The 16,465-nt window shown below is 71.5% G+C and carries 16 protein-coding genes; 8 read left to right on the forward strand and 8 right to left on the reverse strand.

What is annotated here, in order from left to right:
• Window positions 1-447: 447 nt before the first annotated feature.
• From QF027_RS24770 to QF027_RS24780, 3 genes are all read left to right on the forward strand, one after another.
• Complete coding sequence (locus tag QF027_RS24770) at window positions 448-1,932, forward strand: DUF2252 domain-containing protein (protein ID WP_306986614.1); 1,485 nt, start codon at window positions 448-450, stop codon at window positions 1,930-1,932.
• A 150-nt stretch (window positions 1,933-2,082) separates the two neighbouring features.
• Window positions 2,083-2,898, forward strand: a complete 816-nt coding sequence (locus QF027_RS24775; RefSeq protein ID WP_306978838.1) for a J domain-containing protein — start codon at window positions 2,083-2,085, stop codon at window positions 2,896-2,898.
• A 56-nt stretch (window positions 2,899-2,954) separates the two neighbouring features.
• The gene (locus tag QF027_RS24780) at window positions 2,955-3,284 is read left to right on the forward strand and encodes a rhodanese-like domain-containing protein (RefSeq protein ID WP_059208213.1); all 330 of its coding nucleotides are present in this window, start codon (window positions 2,955-2,957) and stop codon (window positions 3,282-3,284) included.
• A 376-nt stretch (window positions 3,285-3,660) separates the two neighbouring features.
• On the opposite strand, the gene QF027_RS24785 is transcribed toward QF027_RS24780, so the two are convergent.
• From QF027_RS24785 to paaA, 6 genes are all read right to left on the reverse strand, one after another.
• Complete coding sequence (locus QF027_RS24785) at window positions 3,661-4,803, reverse strand: acyl-CoA dehydrogenase family protein (RefSeq protein ID WP_306978835.1); 1,143 nt, start codon at window positions 4,801-4,803, stop codon at window positions 3,661-3,663.
• 100 nt (window positions 4,804-4,903) lie between these two features.
• Entirely contained in the window at window positions 4,904-5,962 is a 1,059-nt protein-coding gene (locus QF027_RS24790; protein WP_306978833.1) for a 2Fe-2S iron-sulfur cluster-binding protein, read from the reverse strand.
• Entirely contained in the window at window positions 5,962-6,489 is a 528-nt protein-coding gene (gene paaD / locus QF027_RS24795) for a 1,2-phenylacetyl-CoA epoxidase subunit PaaD (protein ID WP_306978831.1), read from the reverse strand. Before paaD ends, QF027_RS24790 begins: the two co-directional genes overlap by 1 nt.
• Window positions 6,483-7,232, reverse strand: a complete 750-nt coding sequence (paaC, locus tag QF027_RS24800; RefSeq protein ID WP_306978828.1) for a 1,2-phenylacetyl-CoA epoxidase subunit PaaC — start codon at window positions 7,230-7,232, stop codon at window positions 6,483-6,485. The genes paaD and paaC overlap by 7 nt, the downstream gene beginning before the upstream one ends.
• A complete protein-coding gene (gene paaB, locus QF027_RS24805; protein ID WP_306978827.1) occupies window positions 7,229-7,516 on the reverse strand; it encodes a 1,2-phenylacetyl-CoA epoxidase subunit PaaB in 288 nt (95 codons plus the stop codon). Before paaB ends, paaC begins: the two co-directional genes overlap by 4 nt.
• Window positions 7,513-8,523 carry a 1,2-phenylacetyl-CoA epoxidase subunit PaaA gene (gene paaA / locus QF027_RS24810; RefSeq protein WP_307077118.1) on the reverse strand — a complete coding sequence of 337 codons (1,011 nt, stop codon included), beginning with the start codon at window positions 8,521-8,523 and terminating at the stop codon, window positions 7,513-7,515. Before paaA ends, paaB begins: the two co-directional genes overlap by 4 nt.
• 310 nt (window positions 8,524-8,833) lie before the next feature.
• Between paaA and QF027_RS24815 the strand changes: the two genes are divergently transcribed.
• Genes QF027_RS24815 through QF027_RS24825 form a run of 3 tightly spaced genes read left to right on the forward strand, consistent with a single transcriptional unit; the run spans window position 8,834 to window position 11,879 of the window.
• On the forward strand, window positions 8,834-9,796 hold the full coding sequence (locus tag QF027_RS24815) for a DUF5819 family protein (protein ID WP_307077120.1): 963 nt from the start codon (window positions 8,834-8,836) through the stop codon (window positions 9,794-9,796).
• Window positions 9,793-11,136 (forward strand): HTTM domain-containing protein, encoded by a 1,344-nt coding sequence (locus tag QF027_RS24820; protein WP_307077122.1) that lies wholly within the window; start codon window positions 9,793-9,795, stop codon window positions 11,134-11,136. Before QF027_RS24815 ends, QF027_RS24820 begins: the two co-directional genes overlap by 4 nt.
• A complete protein-coding gene (locus tag QF027_RS24825; RefSeq protein ID WP_306978818.1) occupies window positions 11,133-11,879 on the forward strand; it encodes a TrmH family RNA methyltransferase in 747 nt (248 codons plus the stop codon). The genes QF027_RS24820 and QF027_RS24825 overlap by 4 nt, the downstream gene beginning before the upstream one ends.
• On the opposite strand, the gene paaN is transcribed toward QF027_RS24825, so the two are convergent.
• Window positions 11,876-13,567: a phenylacetic acid degradation protein PaaN gene (gene paaN, locus QF027_RS24830; RefSeq protein ID WP_307077124.1), complete on the reverse strand. Its 1,692-nt coding sequence runs from the start codon at window positions 13,565-13,567 to the stop codon at window positions 11,876-11,878. The genes QF027_RS24825 and paaN overlap by 4 nt on opposite strands.
• 160 nt (window positions 13,568-13,727) lie before the next feature.
• On the opposite strand from paaN, the gene QF027_RS24835 reads away from it, so the two are divergent.
• Together QF027_RS24835 and QF027_RS24840 are read left to right on the forward strand one after the other, a co-directional pair.
• Window positions 13,728-15,245, forward strand: coding sequence for a 3-hydroxyacyl-CoA dehydrogenase (locus QF027_RS24835; RefSeq protein WP_307077125.1), 1,518 nt, complete (start codon window positions 13,728-13,730; stop codon window positions 15,243-15,245).
• Window positions 15,242-15,832, forward strand: a complete 591-nt coding sequence (locus QF027_RS24840) for a TetR/AcrR family transcriptional regulator (protein ID WP_306978812.1) — start codon at window positions 15,242-15,244, stop codon at window positions 15,830-15,832. Before QF027_RS24835 ends, QF027_RS24840 begins: the two co-directional genes overlap by 4 nt.
• A gap of 2 nt (window positions 15,833-15,834) precedes the next feature.
• Here the strand turns inward: QF027_RS24840 and QF027_RS24845 are convergent, their stop codons facing one another.
• Window positions 15,835-16,320 carry an Lrp/AsnC family transcriptional regulator gene (locus tag QF027_RS24845; RefSeq protein WP_306986613.1) on the reverse strand — a complete coding sequence of 162 codons (486 nt, stop codon included), beginning with the start codon at window positions 16,318-16,320 and terminating at the stop codon, window positions 15,835-15,837.
• Window positions 16,321-16,465: the final 145 nt, after the last annotated feature.

Below are 16,465 nucleotides of genomic sequence, written 5' to 3' on the forward strand. Positions count from 1 at the left end.
CGCCATGCCCGGAGGAAGAGCCCATGCGCTCGTCGCCTCGACGCGCCTTTGTTCACCGTCGCCCTCGCCGTGACCGCCGTCCGGCTGCCGGCCTCCGCCGCCCAGGCCGCCCAGGCCGCCCAGGCCGCACAGGCTGACAAGACGGCCGTGCTCAGCAGTGGGACCCAGACCGGCGCAAGCAGCGCCTACAACACCTTCTTCGCCCGCGCCGATCAGAGCGACTGGGGCGCGTACGACTTCGACTGGTCGACCGACTACTGCACGACCTCCTCCGACAACGTCGGAAGAAGACGTCGTGCGAAGCGACGGCGTGGACCTGCTACCAGGCGGTGGACAAGCTGGGCTGAGCCCGGGCCGCGCCCTTTCCAGGGAGTTCTTCCACAGCTGTGGAGTTGTCCACAGGGTCTGACGCGTTTCGGCTGGTGGTTGTACGGTCGGCACGAGTTGATGTTCTTGAGAGTCACGGGGGAGGCGGTCGCGGTGACCGAGGCCGGTGTGGAGACGACGGCCGGGGCGCCGGCCGGTGAGACGGCCGGCGCTGCGGCCGGGGCCCGGCGGCCCCTGGTGCGTGGCTTCGCGCAGTGGCCCGTGGAGGGCTCGCCCAAGAAGGAGGGCAAGGCACTGCGGGAGAGCGTCCCGCGTGCTGCCCATGCCGCGCTGGACCTCGACATCTCCCGTCCCGGTGCGGTGGAGGCGGTCGAGGAGTCGAGCCGGGGCCGCATCCCCGAGCTGACCCCGCTGCGGGTGGGGCGGATGGCGGCCACACCGTTCGCCTTCCTGCGCGGCTCGGCGGGCCTCATGGCGTACGACCTGGCCCGCACGCCGATGACCAGGATCCGCGCCCAGATCTGCGGCGACGCCCACGCGGCCAATTTCGGACTGTACGGCGACGCCCGCGGCGACCTGGTCATCGACCTGAACGACTTCGACGAGACGGTGTACGGCCCCTGGGAGTGGGACCTCAAGCGGCTCGCCGCCTCCCTCGTCCTCGCGGGCCGGGAGATCGGCGCCGACGAGGACACCTGCCGTGCGGCGGCGCACGGGGCGGTGGGCGCCTACCGGCGCACCATGCGGCTGCTGGCCAAACTCCCGGTGCTGGACGCGTGGAACGCGATCGCGGACGAGGAGCTCGTCTCCCACACCGACGCCCATGAGCTGGTCGGCACGCTGGAGAGGGTCTCGGAGAAGGCGCGGGCCAACACCAGCGGGCGCTTCGCGGCGAAGTCGACGGAGCCGACCGAGGACGGCGGCCGGCGGTTCGTGGAGGCCCTGCCAGTGCTGCGCCGGGTGCCCGACGCGGAGGCTGCGGCGGTGGCCGCGTCCCTGGAGCACTACCTGACCACCCTCTCCGAGGACCGCCTCCCACTGCTGGCCCGGCACGCGGTGCACGACGTGGCGTTCCGGGTGGTCGGCACGGGCAGCGTGGGCACACGTTCCTACGTCGTCCTGCTGCTGGACCACCGCGACGAACCGCTGGTCCTCCAGGTCAAGGAGGCGAGGGCCTCGGCCCTGCTGCCTCACCTGGTCACCGCCGGCTTCGACTCCCCGATGATCGAGCACGAGGGCCGCCGGGTCGTGCTGGGCCAGAAGCGGATGCAGGTCGTCAGCGACAACCTGCTGGGCTGGACGACCGTCGAGGGCCGCCCCTTCCAGGTCCGCCAGTTCCGCAACCGCAAGGGCAGCGTGGACCCGGCCGCCCTCTCCGCCGACCAGATAGACGACTACGGCCGCATGACCGGCGCTCTCCTGGCCCGCGCCCACTCCCACAGCGCCGACCCCCGCCTGATCTCCGGCTACTGCGGCAAGAACGACGAACTCGACGAGGCCATCGCCACCTTCGCGGTGACGTACGCGGAGCGGACGGAGGCGGACCACGCGGAACTGGTGGCGGGGATCCGGTCGGGGAGGGTGGCGGCGGAAACGGGGGTGTGAGGAGGCCGGCGCACTGGGCGGGCGTGGCCCTCCCCACTCAGGGGCGCGGGGAACTGCGCGACCAGCCCCCACCCACCCGCACCCGCCCGACAACCCGCGCCGGCACATCCGATGGCGCCCGGCCCGGCCCGGCGCAGCTACGCTGTTCGGATGACGTCCCCGGAAGCCGACCCTCAGGGCACAGACGCCGCAGGCACCGCGCGGCTGGAGCGTGCCGTACGGGCCGCCGAGCAGGCGCTCATCGAGTACGAGATCGCGGTGGACACCTTCCGCATCGAGGTGGAGAACTTCTCCCGCCTGCACCACCAGAAGCTCGGCCCCATGTACACCCGCCTCGACGAGCTGGACGCACAGATCGCGGAGATCCGGGCCGCCCGCACCGGCGATCCCGAGGACCTGCGCAAGGCGGACGAGGCCCGTGCCCGGGTGATGCCGATGCCCGGCGTCGAAGAGTTGTTCCACGGCTGGATGGACGGGGAGGGCCTGTTCCCCGAGGCCGAGGCGATGCTCACGGACCAGCCGGTGCGGCCCCCGCAGCGGGTGCGCCCCAGTGACGAGGCCCGCAAGCTCTACCGCGAGCTCGCCCGTAAGGCCCACCCGGACCTCGCCCAGGACGAAACCGAACGGGCGCGGCGCGAGGAGTTCATCACCCGGGTCAACGCGGCCTACTCCCGTGGGGACGAGCCCCTCCTGCGGGAACTGGCCGAGGAATGGGCCGCCGGGCCGAAGCCCCCGGAGCAGGGGCCCACCCCCAGCGAGGAGCTCTACGCCCGTCTCGAATGGCTCGCCCAGCGCAAGGAACTGCTCTCCGTGGTCGCGCGGGAGCTGGAGGAGAGCGCGATCGGCTCGATGCTCCGGATGGCACCGGACGACCCGGACCGCCTCCTGGAGGAGATCGCCGAGAAGCTCCTGGCCGACGTCTCCACACGCGAGGCGGAGCTCGCGGAGCTGCTCACACAGGATTGAGCGGCCGCGTTCCGAGGGCGTCGGGTAGCGTCGGTCCCATGAATTTCGGTGCTGGTGTGCCCACGGTCCAGGTCACGGACCTCAAGGACGGCGATTTCCTGCTGGACGTCCGCGAGGACGACGAATGGCAGGCGGGTCACGCCGAAGGGGCGCTGCACATTCCCATCAGTGAGTTCGTGGCCCGCTACGGCGAGTTGACCGAGGCCGCCCCGCAGGACGGCCGCGTCCACGTGATCTGCCGGTCCGGCGGTCGCTCGGCCCAGGTCACGATGTACCTGGCCCAGCAGGGCATCGACGCCGCGAACGTCGACGGCGGCATGCAGCTGTGGGCAGAGACGGGCCGCCCCGTGGTGACCGACGACGGCCGACCGGGCTTCGTGCTCTAGCCTTCGGCAGTCGAGGGGACCGGTGCTGGGCGGCGGTGCCCGGTGGCGGGTGCCGGGTGCGCCGCGTGCCGGGGCGGAGCCCAGTGGTGGGTGTCAGGCGGCCGTGCCTGGTGGTGGGTGTCAGGCGGCCGTGCCTGGTGGTGGGTGCCTGGTCGTCGTCCTCGCCGCTCGGTCCCCGGTCACCGCGGTTCGCGTGGCGGGCCGGTTCGCCCGTCGGGAGGGCCGCCGTGGCCACCACGCGCACCCGGCGTGGCTCGCCCCCGGCCGCTCACCAGACGCAGACACATCCCCGACGGTGAGCACGAGGACGCCGGACAGGATGAGCACCAGCATGCCCGGCCCCCTACTGCTGTCGCTTCCGCTGTTGCGGCGTGCGTCATCCCAGGGGATGCGCCGCCAGCAGATCCCCCAACGCCTCCTCGTGCGCCGCCGCCGGGCCCAGCGACAGCTCCAGATGCTTGGCCCAGGCGTGGTACCGGTGCAGGGGGTAGTCGACGTCTGCGCCGAACCCGCCGTGCAGATGCTGTGCCGTCTGCACCACCCGCCGTACCCCCTCGGAGGCCCAGATCTTCGCCACGGCGACGTCCCCCGCGACCGGCAGCGTGCCCCGCGCTCCCGAGGCGATCCGCCAAGCGGCCTGCCACAGCGTGACCTCCATCGCGCGCAGGTCGATGTAACGGTCGGCGGCCTGCACGGCGACCGCCTGAAAGGTGGCGACCGGGAAACCGAACTGCTCCCGCTTGCTCGTGTATTCACTGCTCATCCGCAGCACCCGCTCGCCCAGACCGAGCGCCAGCGCACACGTCCCCGTGGTCAGCAGATCCCGCAGCCACTCCCACGCGCCCTCGACATCGATCACGTCCCGCGCGGCGATCCGCGCCGACTCCAGCCGCAGCTCGCCCAGCCGCTCCCCGCTGGTGGAGAACTGCTCGGCCGGCGTGACCCCGTCATGGACCCGGGGCACCAGCGCGAGGATGGTCCGGTCCGCGGCCGTGTGGGCCGGGACGACGACGTAGTCCGCGTCATACGCCCACGGCACCGCCGTCTGCACGCCGTCCAGAATCCAGTCGGCCCCCTCCCCCTCCTCCTGCCGCGCGGTGACGGCGAGTTCGGCAGGGTCATGGCCGGTGCGGCCGCTCGCGGCGACGGTCAGCACGACGTCCCCGCGCCCGGCCCGCTCCAGCAGCTCCGCCCGCAACTCCGGGCCGCCGTACGCCTGTACGGCCGCCATGGCGGCACTGTTCTCCAACAGCGGCACCCGCGCCAGCACCTTCGCCGACTCGCGCAGCACCAGGCACAGCGCGACGGCGTCCAGACCCGCCCCGCCGTACTCCTCGGCCGACAGCAGGCTCAGCACATCCGCGTCGGCGAGCCTGGCCCACAGCGCGCGGTCGAACTCGTCGGCCACGGCACCCGTGGTCAACGCCGGAGACGGCACCGCGTCCGGTGCGACATCGGCGAACACCCCCCGTGCCGCCTCGGCCGCCGCCTGCTGCTCCTCGCTGAAGGTGAAGTCCACGGTCCCTGTCCTTCCGACGGGTCGGCAGATCGGGTCAGCTGATCTGACGGTCCGTCAAGATAGAACAGGTTCTAGGAGAAGGGAACGGGCTCCCCCCGACCTACCTGTCGAAGTCCAGTTCCACCTTCTCTGTCACCGGATGCGACTGGCACGCCAGTACATAGCCCGCCTGCGTCTCCTCCGGCTCCAGCGCGAAGTTGCGGTCCATGCGCACCTCGCCGGAGACCAGGAAGGCCCGGCAGGTCCCGCACACCCCGCCCTTGCAGGCGTAGGGCGCGTCGGATCGGTTGCGCAGCACCGTCTCCAGAAGCGACTCGCCGTCCTGGACGGGCCAGCTGCCGCCACGTCCGTCGAGCCGGGCGGTCACCGTGCTGTGGGCGGGCGCGGGGACCGTCTGCGCCGGGGCAGCCCCGGCATCCACATGGAAGATCTCCTCGTGGATACGGGGACGGGCAACCCCGAGCTCCCGCAGCGCCTTCTCCGCGCCCTGCACCAGTCCGAACGGTCCGCACAGCAACCACCCCGCCACCCGGTCCACCGGCAGCAGCGCCGGCAGCAAGGCGGTCAGCCGCTCCCGGTCGAGCCGCCCGGACGGCAGCCCCGCCTGCTGCTCCTCCCGGGAGAGCACCGTGACCAGCTGGAAGCGCTCGGGGTGGCGGTCCTTCAGGTCGGCGACCTCCTCGAGGAACATCGTGGACGCGGAGGTGCGGTCGCTGCGGATCAGGCAGAACCGGGCCCCGGGCTCCCGCGCCAGCAGCGTCGCCACGATCGACAGCACCGGGGTGATGCCACTGCCGCCGACGATCGCCGCGTACAGACCGGGCGCCGGGTCGAGGGTGAACCGGCCCGCCGGCGTCATCACCTCCAGCTCGTCACCGACGTTGATCTCCTTGAGCGCGTACGTCGAGAAGGCCCCGCCCTCCACCAGCCGCACGCCGACCCGCAGTTCGCGAGGTCCCTCGCCGTCGGCTGCCGGGGAGCAGATCGAATAGGTCCGGCGTATCTCCCGGCCGCCGGCCGTGCGGCGCAGGGCGAGATGCTGGCCGGCGGCGTGCCGGTACTCCTCGCGCAGCTCGGGCGGCACGGTGAGGGTCAGAGCCACGGAGTCGTCGGTGAGCCGGTCGACCGCGGCCACCGGGAGCGGGTGGAAGCGGGCCATCACAACTCCTTGAAGTGGTCGAACGGTTCACGGCAGTCGAGGCACCGCCGCAGCGCCTTGCACGCGGTGGAGGAGAACCGGCTGAGCAGTTCGGTGTCGGCGGAACCGCAGTGCGGACAGAGGACGGCCTCGGTCGCCGTGTCGAGCGTCCGCGTCGGCCCGAGCTGCACCGCGACCGGCCCGGCCGCGGCCGTAACGCGGGGCGGCGCTATGCCGAACTCCCGCAGCTTGCGGCGCCCTTCGGCCGTGATGTCGTCGGTCGACCAGGCGGGCGCGAGCACCGTGCGGACGGTGACCTCCCGCACGCCGTGTTCCTGCAGCACCCGCTCTATGTCCTGGGACATCGCCTCGATCGCCGGGCAGCCGGTGTACGTCGGGGTCAGCTCTACCTCGACCGAGTCCGCGTTCCGTACATGCACCGCGCGCAGCACACCCAGCTCGTGCAGGGTGAGCACGGGCAGTTCGGGGTCGAGTACCGAACCGGCGAGCGCGAACAGCTCGGTCTCCAGCGGGGTGAGCGTCACCATGACGCCCCCGGGTGACTGCGGTGCAGGTGCTGCATCTCGGCGAGCATCCGCCCGAAGGATTCGGTGTGCAGGCCCTGTCGTCCCGCCCCGGCGGCCCACGCGCCCGTGCGCGGCCCTTCGGGGACGGTCAGGGTGGCCCGGCGAAGGACTTCACCCACGGACGCGAGCCAGGCGGCTTCCATGCGCTCCCGGTCGACGTCCACTCCCTCCACCGGCTGGAACATCTCGCCGGTGAACCGCCACAGCGCCTCGCACGCCCGCCGGGTCCGCTCATGACTCTCCTCGGTGCCGTCACCCAGCCGCAGGGTCCACTGCTCGGCGTGGTCGCGGTGGTAGGCGACCTCCTTGACGGCCTTCGCGGCGAGCGGGGCGAAGGGACCGTCGCCCGCGGCCAGTTCGGCGTAGAGCAGGTGCTGGTAGGTGGAGAAGTAGAGCTGTCGGACGATGGTGTGGGCGAAGTCGCCGTTCTGCTGCTCCACCAGCTGGAGGTTGCGGAAGGCGCGCTCCTCACGCAGATACGCCAGTTCGTCCTCGTCGCCGGCCATGGACAGCAGCAGTCGGGCCTGGCCGAGCAGGTCCAGGGCGATGTTGGCGAGGGCGACCTCCTCCTCCAGGACGGGGGCGTGGCCCGCCCACTCGCCCAGGCGGTGCGAGAGCACCAGTGCGTCGTCGCCGAGAGCCAGGGCGGCCGCAGTGGGAATCGGGGAGGGTGCGGGAGCAGCCGTCGTCTCAGGTGTGCTCACAGGTGCTTCACCCCCTCCGGGATCTCGTAGAACGTCGGGTGCCGGTACGGCTTGTCGGCGGACGGCTCGAAGAACGGGTCCTTCTCGTCGGGCGAGGAGGCGGTGATCGCGGACGAGGGGATCACCCAGATCGAGACGCCCTCGCCGCGCCGGGTGTACAGATCGCGTGCGTTGCGCAGGGCGAACTCCGCGTCCGGGGCGTGCAGGCTGCCGGCGTGGGTGTGGGAGAGGCCGCGGCGCGAGCGCACGAAAACCTCCCACAGGGGCCAGTCGGTGTTCGTCATGCGCGCGTCGCTCCTGTCTCGCCGGTGTGCTTCGCCGCGTAGGCCGCGGCCGCCTCCCGCACCCAGGCGCCCTCTTCGTGCGCCCGACGGCGCTGGGTGATCCGCTGCTCGTTGCACGGTCCGTTGCCCTTGAGGACCTCCCGGAACTCCGTCCAGTCGATCGGGCCGAAGTCGTGGTGCCCGCGCTCCTCGTTCCACCGCAGGTCCGGGTCGGGGAGCGTGAGACCCAGGGACTCGGCCTGGGGAACGCAGATGTCGACGAAGCGCTGCCGCAGCTCGTCGTTGGAATGACGCTTGATCTTCCAGGCCATCGACTGCGCGGAGTGCGCGGACTCGTCGTCGGGCGGGCCGAACATCATCAGGGACGGCCACCACCACCGGTCCACCGCGTCCTGGGCCATCGCGTGCTGCTCGGGCGTGCCGTTGCTCAGGGCCAGCAGCAGCTCGTACCCCTGGCGCTGATGGAAGGACTCCTCCTTGCAGATGCGGACCATCGCGCGCGCGTACGGGCCGTAGGAGCAGCGGCACAGCGGGACCTGGTTGGTGATCGCGGCGCCGTCCACCAGCCAGCCGATCGCGCCGACGTCCGCCCAGGTCAGGGTCGGATAGTTGAAGATCGAGGAGTACTTCTGGCGGCCGGAGTGGAGCTTGTCGAGGAGCTCGTCGCGGCCGGTGCCGAGGGTTTCCGCCGCGCTGTAGAGGTAGAGGCCGTGCCCCGCCTCGTCCTGCACCTTGGCCATCAGGATGGCCTTGCGGCGCAGGGAGGGCGCGCGGGTGATCCAGTTCGCCTCCGGCTGCATGCCGATGATCTCGGAGTGCGCGTGCTGCGCGATCTGGCGGACGAGGGTCGCGCGGTAGGCGTCGGGCATCCAGTCGCGCGGCTCGATGCGCTCGTCGGCGGCCACGGCTGCGTCGAAGTCGCTCTCGTACGCGTCTGTGTCGCCGGCGGCGCCCTGAGCGCCGTACGTCTGTGTGCTCACCGTCTGGTGCGCGGCTGCTGTCGCCATGAGGCCCCCTCGACCTGGGCTCCGCCGGAACCCGCTCCCGACCGATCGTTCGGTTCGTGCGATTCCATGGTGTGCCGGGCGCCGTAAGGTGTCAACCGCTGTGGAAAACCCACCGGGCTCCCTGTGGAAAACCGGGGCGGGAGTGAGAACGGCCACGGCGGGGCGGGTCGGAAGGGGCTGTGCGGGGCGGTCGGGCCTGAGTACCGTGCCGGTGCGAGCCGCGGCGAGGCGGGTGCGCGCGTCGGCCACCGGCCGCTGCGGCCCCTGCGGGCGGGCGGCGGTGGACGGACGGAATCGGGAACGGGGCGGAATGGACGCGTACGACGGAGGCTCGAACGCCCGGCGGCAACCGGGCGCCCCGAGCGAGCCGGGTGATGTCCCTGAGCCACAGAGGCCGGACGGGCCTGACGGGGCGGAGAGGACGCAAGCGCCGGATGCGCCGGCCGCGCCCTCTCAGCCGCGGGCGCAGTCGCCCGCACCGGCTGGTGAGCCCGCCGAGGTGCCGCCGACCGCGCCGGATCCGTACGTCGAGTCCACGGGCACGCGGCCCTCCGACCCCGATGCGATACGCCAGGCCCCAGCCCCAGCCGCGGCAGCCCCCGCCCCCTACGGCGACCCCCACCCCCCTACCGGTGTGGCCGCTCTCTCCCTCCGCTATCAGATCGGTGTCGTCCTGGCGCTCGCCGTCGTGGCCGTCGCCGTCTGTGTGCACATCGGGATGGTGTTCTTGCACGTCGCGCCGCAGAACACGGTGACCAAGCAGCACGGCAGGGCGGTCGACGACTGGGTCTACCCGGAGTTCGAGCAGAACTGGAAGCTCTTCGCGCCGAACCCGCTACAGCTGAACATCGCGGTGCAGGTCCGGGCCCGGATACGCAGCGCTGACGGCGGCAGCCGTACGAGCGGGTGGTACGACCTGTCCGCCCAGGACGGACGCGCCATAGACGGCAATCCGCTGCCCAGCCACACCCAGCAGAACGAGCTGCGGCGCTCCTGGGACCTGTTCGTCGCCACGCACGACGCCGACAACCGCCCGGTCGGCCTGCGGGGCACCCTGTCCGAGACCTATTTGCGCCGCATCGTGGTGCTGCGCCTGGAGCGCGACGACGCGACCGCGCGGGGCGACGTCCTCGTGAGCGTCCAGGTCCGCTCCAGGACCACGAACGTGCCCCCGCCGAAGTGGAGCGAGGAGAAGGTCTCGGTGCAGCCGGTCTACCGCGAGCTGCCCTGGTGGGCCGTGACGGCGGACGACACCGAGGGGAGCGCCCCGTGAACCGATTCGCCCTGGCGGTGTCGACCGGCATCGCGCGCGTCACCGAGACCGCTCTCGGTCCCTACCAGACCGCGATGATCCGCATCGGCTTCAGCGCGACCTGGCTGCTGTTCCTGCTGCGTGAGTTCCCGCACCGTCAGGAGCTGTACGGCCCGGACGGTCCCTGGAACTGGAACCTCGCCGAGCAGCTGATATCGATCAACGGCGCGTTCACGGCCCTGATGTGGTCGGACGGCCGGTTCTGGTTCGAGACCGTCTACGTGCTGGCCGTCCTGTCGAGCCTGCTGGTGCTGCTCGGCTGGCGCACGCGCGCGATGTCCGTGCTCTTCATGGTCGGTGTGCTCTCGCTGCAGAACCGCAGCATCTTCATGGGCGACGGCGGCGACAACGTCCTGCATCTGATGTGCATCTATCTCGTCTTCACGCGCTGCGGCCAGGTCTGGTCCCTGGATGAGCGGCGGGCCCGGCGCACGCGGGCGGCACGCGCGCGTGGGGAGCATGTGGTGGACCGGGCCGGTCCGGCCCTGTGGGGCGTCCTCGGGCTCGTGCTGGTGTCGGTGGCCTTCCTGGGGAAGCTGAACGGCGACTGGTTCGTCCCGGCGCTTCTGTGGGGCCTGTGGTCGGCGCAGGCCCTGTGGTGGGCGGTCGGACGGTTCGCCCGGTCCGGCCAGCCGCGGATCATGCTCGACGTCATCGCCAACATCGTCCACAACGGCGCCCTGCTCGTGATCATGGCCGAGGCCTGTCTGATCTACGCGACGGCGGGCTGGTACAAGATCCAGGGCTCCCGTTGGCAGGACGGTACCGCCGTCTACTACCCCCTCCATCTGGAGTCCTTCTCGCCGTGGCCCGCCCTCGCCGACCTGCTGTCGGCGCACGGCGTCATGGTGATGCTGGTGACCTACGGCACGGTCGCCGTGCAGGTCGCGTTCCCGTTCACGCTGTTCAACCGGCGGGTGAAGAACATCCTGCTGGCCGCGATGATCACCGAGCACGCCGTGATCGCGGTCGTCCTCGGCCTGCCGTTCTTCTCGCTGGCGATGATCGCCGCCGACTCGGTCTTCCTGCCGACGTCCTTCCTTCGCCGGCTCGGCGACGGGGCCGCACGCGCGCGTGGCCGCCTGTGGGCGCGCTTCGCGGGCGGGGGCGGCCCGGGTCCGGAGCTGCCCCGACAGCACGGTTCGAAGCGGCAACAGGTTCACCAGGGGCAACCGGGCCCCCAGCAGGGCGCACCGAAGGAGCCGGGATCCGTGCGGACCCCGGGGCCCGTCGGCGGCCCTGGCGCCGACCCCGGCGACCCCGAGAACCCCGATCACACGCACGTAGGCTTCCCGGCATGACCGGTCCCGATCCCGTGAGCCTGTGGCACCGGCTCGCCGACACCTCCGTGCTGCTCGACGGCTTCCACGCCCTCAAGCACGCCGTGCGCTTCGGGGCCGACGTCCCGGTGGCGGTCGCCGTCGACCGGGGCGCCGCGCTCGCCCTGGCCGAGGAGCTGGCGCCGGACGTACGGGACACCCTGGACGCGCTGCTGACACAGGTCCCCGAGTCGGTGTACGCGTCCCTCGTGCCGCGTCCGCACCCGACGGCGGTGGCGGCCCTGGCCGTACGACCGTCCAGGGCCGCCCATCTCGAGAAGCTGGCACACACGCCGCGTACCGCCCCCGTCGTGGTCCTCGACAATCCACGCAACCTCGGCAACGCCGGGGCCGTGATCCGGCTGGCCGCGGGCTTCGGGGTGACCGGCGTGGTCACCACGGGCACGCTCGACCCCTGGCACCCGACGGTCGTACGCGCAGGCGCGGGCCTGCACTTCGCGACCGCGGTGGAGCGCCTGGCCGTCGCCGAGCTGCCGCCCGGCCCGGTGTTCGCCCTGGACCCGGAGGGCGACGACATCCGGGGCGTGAAGCTCCCGGACGACGCCGTCCTCGCCTTCGGCTCGGAGCGCAGCGGGCTGTCGCCCGAACTCCGCGCGCGTGCCGGTCATCTGGTGGCGCTGCCGATGCGCGCCCAGGTCTCCAGCTACAACCTGGCGACAAGCGTGGCGATGACGCTCTACCACTGGAGCCTCGGCGGGTCCTAGGCCTCCCGGCGCACCTCGACCACCCGGAACCGGTTCGCGACGAACGCCCCGTCGCACAGCGCGGCGTTCGCCGCGGGGTTGCCCCCCGATCCGTGGAAGTCGGAGAACGCGGCCGTCTGGTTGACGTAGACCCCGCCCACGAGGTTCAGCGACAACTGGGCCGCCTCCTCCAGGCAGACCTCCTGGACGGCCTGTTCGACCTCCTCGTCGGTGGTGTACGCGCCGACCGTCATGGCGCCCTTCTCGCGAATCGTCCGGCGCAGCAACTCGACCGCGTCGGAAGCCGAGTCCACCGCTACGGCGAAGGACACCGGCCCGAAGCACTCGCTCATGTAGGCGGCCTCGTCGTCCGGCTTGGCTCCGTCCAGCTTGACGACGACGGGGGTGCGGACGACCGCGCCCGGGAACTCCGGGTTGGCGATCTCCCGCGACGCCAGGGCGACTTCTCCCAACCCCGCCGCGGCCTCCAGGCGGGCCTTCACGTCCGGGTTGACGATCGCGCCCAGCAGGGCGTTCGCGCGCGCGTCGTCGCCGAGGAGGCCGTCGACGGAGCGGGCCAGGTCGGCGACGACCTCGTCGAAGGTCTTGGGACCCTCGTCGGTGCGGATGCCGTCCCGGGGGATCAGCAGGTTCTGCGGGGTCGTGCACATCTGGCCGCTGTACAGCGACAACGAGAAGGCCAGGTTGGTGAGCATCCCCTTGTAGTCGTCGGCCGACTCCACGAGCACCGAGTTGACGCCGGCCTTCTCCGTGTAGACCTGCGCCTGACGGGCGTTGGCCTCCAGCCAGTCGCCGAACGCCGTCGAGCCGGTGTAGTCGATGATCCGGATCTCCGGGCGAGTGGCCAGGGTCTTCGCGATGCCCTCGCCGGGGCGCTCGGCGGTGAGCGCCACCAGGTTCGGGTCGAAGCCGGCCTCGCTCAGGACGTCCCGCGCGACCTGGACCGTGAGCGCGAGCGGCAGCACCGCGCGCGGGTGGGGCTTCACCAGGACCGCGTTGCCGGTGGCCAGGGAGGCGAACAGGCCCGGATAGCCGTTCCACGTCGGGAAGGTGTTGCAGCCGATGACCAGGCCGATCCCGCGCGGGACCGGCGTGAACTGCTTGGTGAGCGCGAGCGGGTCGCGCTTGCCCTGCGGCTTGGTCCACTCCGCGGTGTCGGGTGTGCGGACCTGCTCGACGTATGCGTACGCCACCGCCTCCAGACCGCGGTCCTGCGCGTGCGGGCCGCCGGCCTGGAACGCCATCATGAACGCCTGGCCGCTGGTGTGCATGACCGCATGGGCGAACTCGTGGGTCCGGTCGCTGATCCGCTTGAGGATCTCCAGGCACACCACCGCGCGGATCTCCGCACCCGCGTCCCGCCACGCCTTCTGGCCCGCCTTCATCGCGGGCAGCAGCACGTCCACGTCCGCGTGCGGGTACTCGACGCCCAGCTCGATGCCGTACGGCGAGACCTCACCGCCCACGAAGTCGTCCGTGCCGGGCTGGACGAGGTCGAGGCGGGTGCCCAGGAGGGCGTCGAAGGCTGCCTTGCCCGCCGCCATGTCGAGGCTGCCGTGCTCGCCGTAGGCCTTGGGATGCTCCGGGTGCGGGGACCAGTACGCGCGGGTGCGGATCGCTTCGAGGGCCTGGTCGAGGGTGGGCCGGTGCTTGGCGATCAGCTGGTGGACGGTCAGTTCGGCGGCCATGCGGGACCAACTCCTCGTCTTTCGAACTCTTCGTCGAGCTCATGACCTGGGCAGAAACATGGGCAGGAACAGCCAGACAGAGTTAGAGTAACCGAACGATCGGTCGGGACAAGGGGGTCCGCCGCATCTGTGGAAAACCCCGTGCGGGAGGATCGCGCACATGACAGGACTCGACCTCAGCAGCCCCGTGGCCGTCGTCGGCACCGGCACCATGGGCCAGGGCATCGCCCAGGTCGCGCTGGTCGCCGGGCATCGCGTACGGCTGTACGACGCCGCCCCCGGCCGTGCCCGGGAGGCGGCCGATGCGATCGGTGCCCGGCTGGACCGGCTCGTCGAGAAGGACCGGCTCACCGCCGCCGACCGGGATGCGGCGCGCGCCCGTCTCGCGGCCGCGGAGCACCTCACCGACCTCGCGGACTGCACCCTGGTCATCGAGGCCGTCCTGGAGCGACTGGACGTCAAACAGCAGCTCTTCCGGGAGCTGGAGGACATCGTCGTCGAGGACTGTCTGCTCGCCACCAACACCTCCTCCCTGTCGGTGACGGCCATCGCCGGCGCCCTGCGCCACCCGGGCCGCTTCGTGGGCCTGCACTTCTTCAACCCCGCCCCGCTGCTGCCGCTGGTCGAGGTCGTCTCCGGGTTCGCCACCGACGTCTCCTCGGCCACGCGCGCGTACGAGATGGCACGCGCGTGGGGCAAGACGCCGGTCGCCTGCGCCGACACCCCGGGCTTCATCGTCAACCGCATCGCGCGGCCCTTCTACGCCGAGGCGTTCGCGGTCTACGAGGCCCAGGGCGCCGAGCCCGCCACCATCGACGCGGTCCTGCGTGAGTGCGGCGGCTTCAAGATGGGCCCGTTCGAACTGACCGACCTGATCGGGCAGGACGTCAACGAGTCCGTGACGCACTCCGTGTGGCGGGCCTTCTTCCAGGACGTGCGCTTCACGCCCTCGCTGGCCCAGCAGCGTCTGGTCGAGTCGGGCCGGCTCGGCCGCAAGAGCGGACAGGGCTGGTACGACTACACGGACGGCGCCGAGCGCGACGAGCCGCACACCGCGGAGCCGGCCCAGGCGCCCGCGTACGTCGTCGCCGAGGGCGACCTGGGCCCCGCGTCCGAACTGCTCGCCCTCATCCGCGAGGCGGGCATTCCGGTCCGCGAGGACGAGGAGGACCACGGCACCCGGCTGGTCATGCCGAGTGGCGGCCAGCTCGCCCTCGCCGACGGGCAGACCTCGGTGGAGTTCCGGGACGTCGTCTACTTCGACCTCGCCCTCGACTACCGCAGGGCCACGCGCATCGCGCTGTCCGCCTCCCAGGACACCTCGCAGCAGACCCTCGCCGAGGCCGTCGGGCTCTTCCAGGCGCTCGGAAAGGACGTCAGCGTCATCGGTGACGTGCCCGGCATGATCGTCGCCCGCACGGTCGCCCGCATCGTCGACCTCGCGCACGACGCCGTCGCCAAGGGCGTGGCCACCCAGGAGGACATCGACACCGCGATGCGGCTCGGGGTGAACTATCCCCTCGGCCCGTTCGAGTGGAGCCGCAGGCTCGGCCGCAACTGGGCCTACGCCCTCCTCGACGACCTGCACCTGCGCGACCCCTCCGGGCGGTACGCACCCTCGCTCGCGCTGTACCGCCACGCGTACGCCTCCGACAAGCGGGAGGGCAGCACCTCATGACGACCGCCAAGCGGGACACGTACACCCCGGAGACGCTGCTGTCCGTCGCCGTCCAGATCTTCAACGAGCGCGGCTACGACGGCACCTCCATGGAGCACCTCTCCAAGGCGGCCGGTATCTCCAAGTCGTCGATCTACCACCATGTGTCCGGCAAGGAGGAGCTCCTGCGCCGGGCCGTCAGCCGGGCCCTGGACGGCCTCTTCGGGATCCTCGACGAGGAGCACGCGCGCGTGGGCCGTGCCTCCGCCCGCCTGGAGTACGTCGTGCGGCGCATGGTCGAGGTGCTGATCGCCGAACTCCCGTACGTCACCCTGCTGCTGCGTGTGCGCGGCAACACCGGCACCGAGCGCTGGGCCCTGGAGCGCCGCCGTGACTTCGACCACCAGGTCGCCGAGCTCCTGAAGGCGGCGGCCGCGGACGGCGACGTACGCGGCGACGTGGAGGTACGCCTCGCGACCCGCCTGGTCTTCGGCATGATCAACTCCATCGTGGAGTGGTACCGCCCGGACGGGCGAGGGATGAACGAGCGCGAAGTAGCCGACGCGGTGGCGCAGTTGGTGTTCTCGGGGCTGCGCGAACAGTCCTGACCTCAGCCCTGCGGTTCCAGGTCCTCCTCCTCGAATACCAGGAGGGTGCGGGTGCTGAGGACCTCCGGGATCGCCTGGAGGCGGGTCAGGACCAGCTCGCGCAGGGATCTGTTGTCGGACGTGTGGACGAGGAGCAGCACGTCGAAGTCCCCGCCGACCAGAGCGATGTGGGAGGCCCCGGGCAGCTGTCTGAGCTGTTCTCGGACCGTTCGCCAGGAGTTCTGGACGATCTTCAGGGTGATGTACGCCGAGGTGCCCTGGCCCGCGCGCTCGTGGTTGACGCGAGCTCCGAAGCCGCGGATGACGCCGTCCTCGACGAGCCGGTTGATCCGCGCGTAGGCGTTGGCGCGCGAGACATGGACCCGTTCGGCGACCGACCTTATCGACGCGCGGCCGTCCGCCTGGAGCATCTGGAGGATGTCCTGATCGATGGCGTCGAGCGGACGCGGGGGCGGGAGGGGGGCGCCGCTCTCCGGGCCTTCGGCCATTTGTTCAGATGCCATGTCCCCCCGCCTCCCTGTCATGGACGTACTGCGTTCATTGGAGGCTGTGGAGAACCGTTTGTCCACAGCCTGAGGGGGCCGGTAGCCAAAATGTGCCGACGACCGAACAATCGGTAGGTGAGGCGCTTCA

Origin of the sequence: Streptomyces canus (assembly GCF_030816965.1) — a bacterium.
Taxonomy (GTDB): domain Bacteria; phylum Actinomycetota; class Actinomycetes; order Streptomycetales; family Streptomycetaceae; genus Streptomyces; species Streptomyces canus_E.

Coding starts and splice junctions, on each gene's coding strand:
- paaA (WP_307077118.1), bottom strand. CDS start 8,523: ATGGCGACAGCAGCCGCGCACCAGACGGTGAGCACACAGACGTACGGC.
- QF027_RS24835 (WP_307077125.1), top strand. CDS start 13,728: ATGACAGGACTCGACCTCAGCAGCCCCGTGGCCGTCGTCGGCACCGGC.
- paaD (WP_306978831.1), bottom strand. CDS start 6,489: ATGGTGACGCTCACCCCGCTGGAGACCGAGCTGTTCGCGCTCGCCGGT.
- QF027_RS24840 (WP_306978812.1), top strand. CDS start 15,242: ATGACGACCGCCAAGCGGGACACGTACACCCCGGAGACGCTGCTGTCC.
- paaN (WP_307077124.1), bottom strand. CDS start 13,567: ATGGCCGCCGAACTGACCGTCCACCAGCTGATCGCCAAGCACCGGCCC.
- QF027_RS24775 (WP_306978838.1), top strand. CDS start 2,083: ATGACGTCCCCGGAAGCCGACCCTCAGGGCACAGACGCCGCAGGCACC.
- QF027_RS24845 (WP_306986613.1), bottom strand. CDS start 16,320: ATGGCCGAAGGCCCGGAGAGCGGCGCCCCCCTCCCGCCCCCGCGTCCG.
- paaB (WP_306978827.1), bottom strand. CDS start 7,516: ATGACGAACACCGACTGGCCCCTGTGGGAGGTTTTCGTGCGCTCGCGC.
- QF027_RS24770 (WP_306986614.1), top strand. CDS start 448: ATGTTCTTGAGAGTCACGGGGGAGGCGGTCGCGGTGACCGAGGCCGGT.
- QF027_RS24790 (WP_306978833.1), bottom strand. CDS start 5,962: ATGGCCCGCTTCCACCCGCTCCCGGTGGCCGCGGTCGACCGGCTCACC.
- QF027_RS24815 (WP_307077120.1), top strand. CDS start 8,834: ATGGACGCGTACGACGGAGGCTCGAACGCCCGGCGGCAACCGGGCGCC.
- QF027_RS24825 (WP_306978818.1), top strand. CDS start 11,133: ATGACCGGTCCCGATCCCGTGAGCCTGTGGCACCGGCTCGCCGACACC.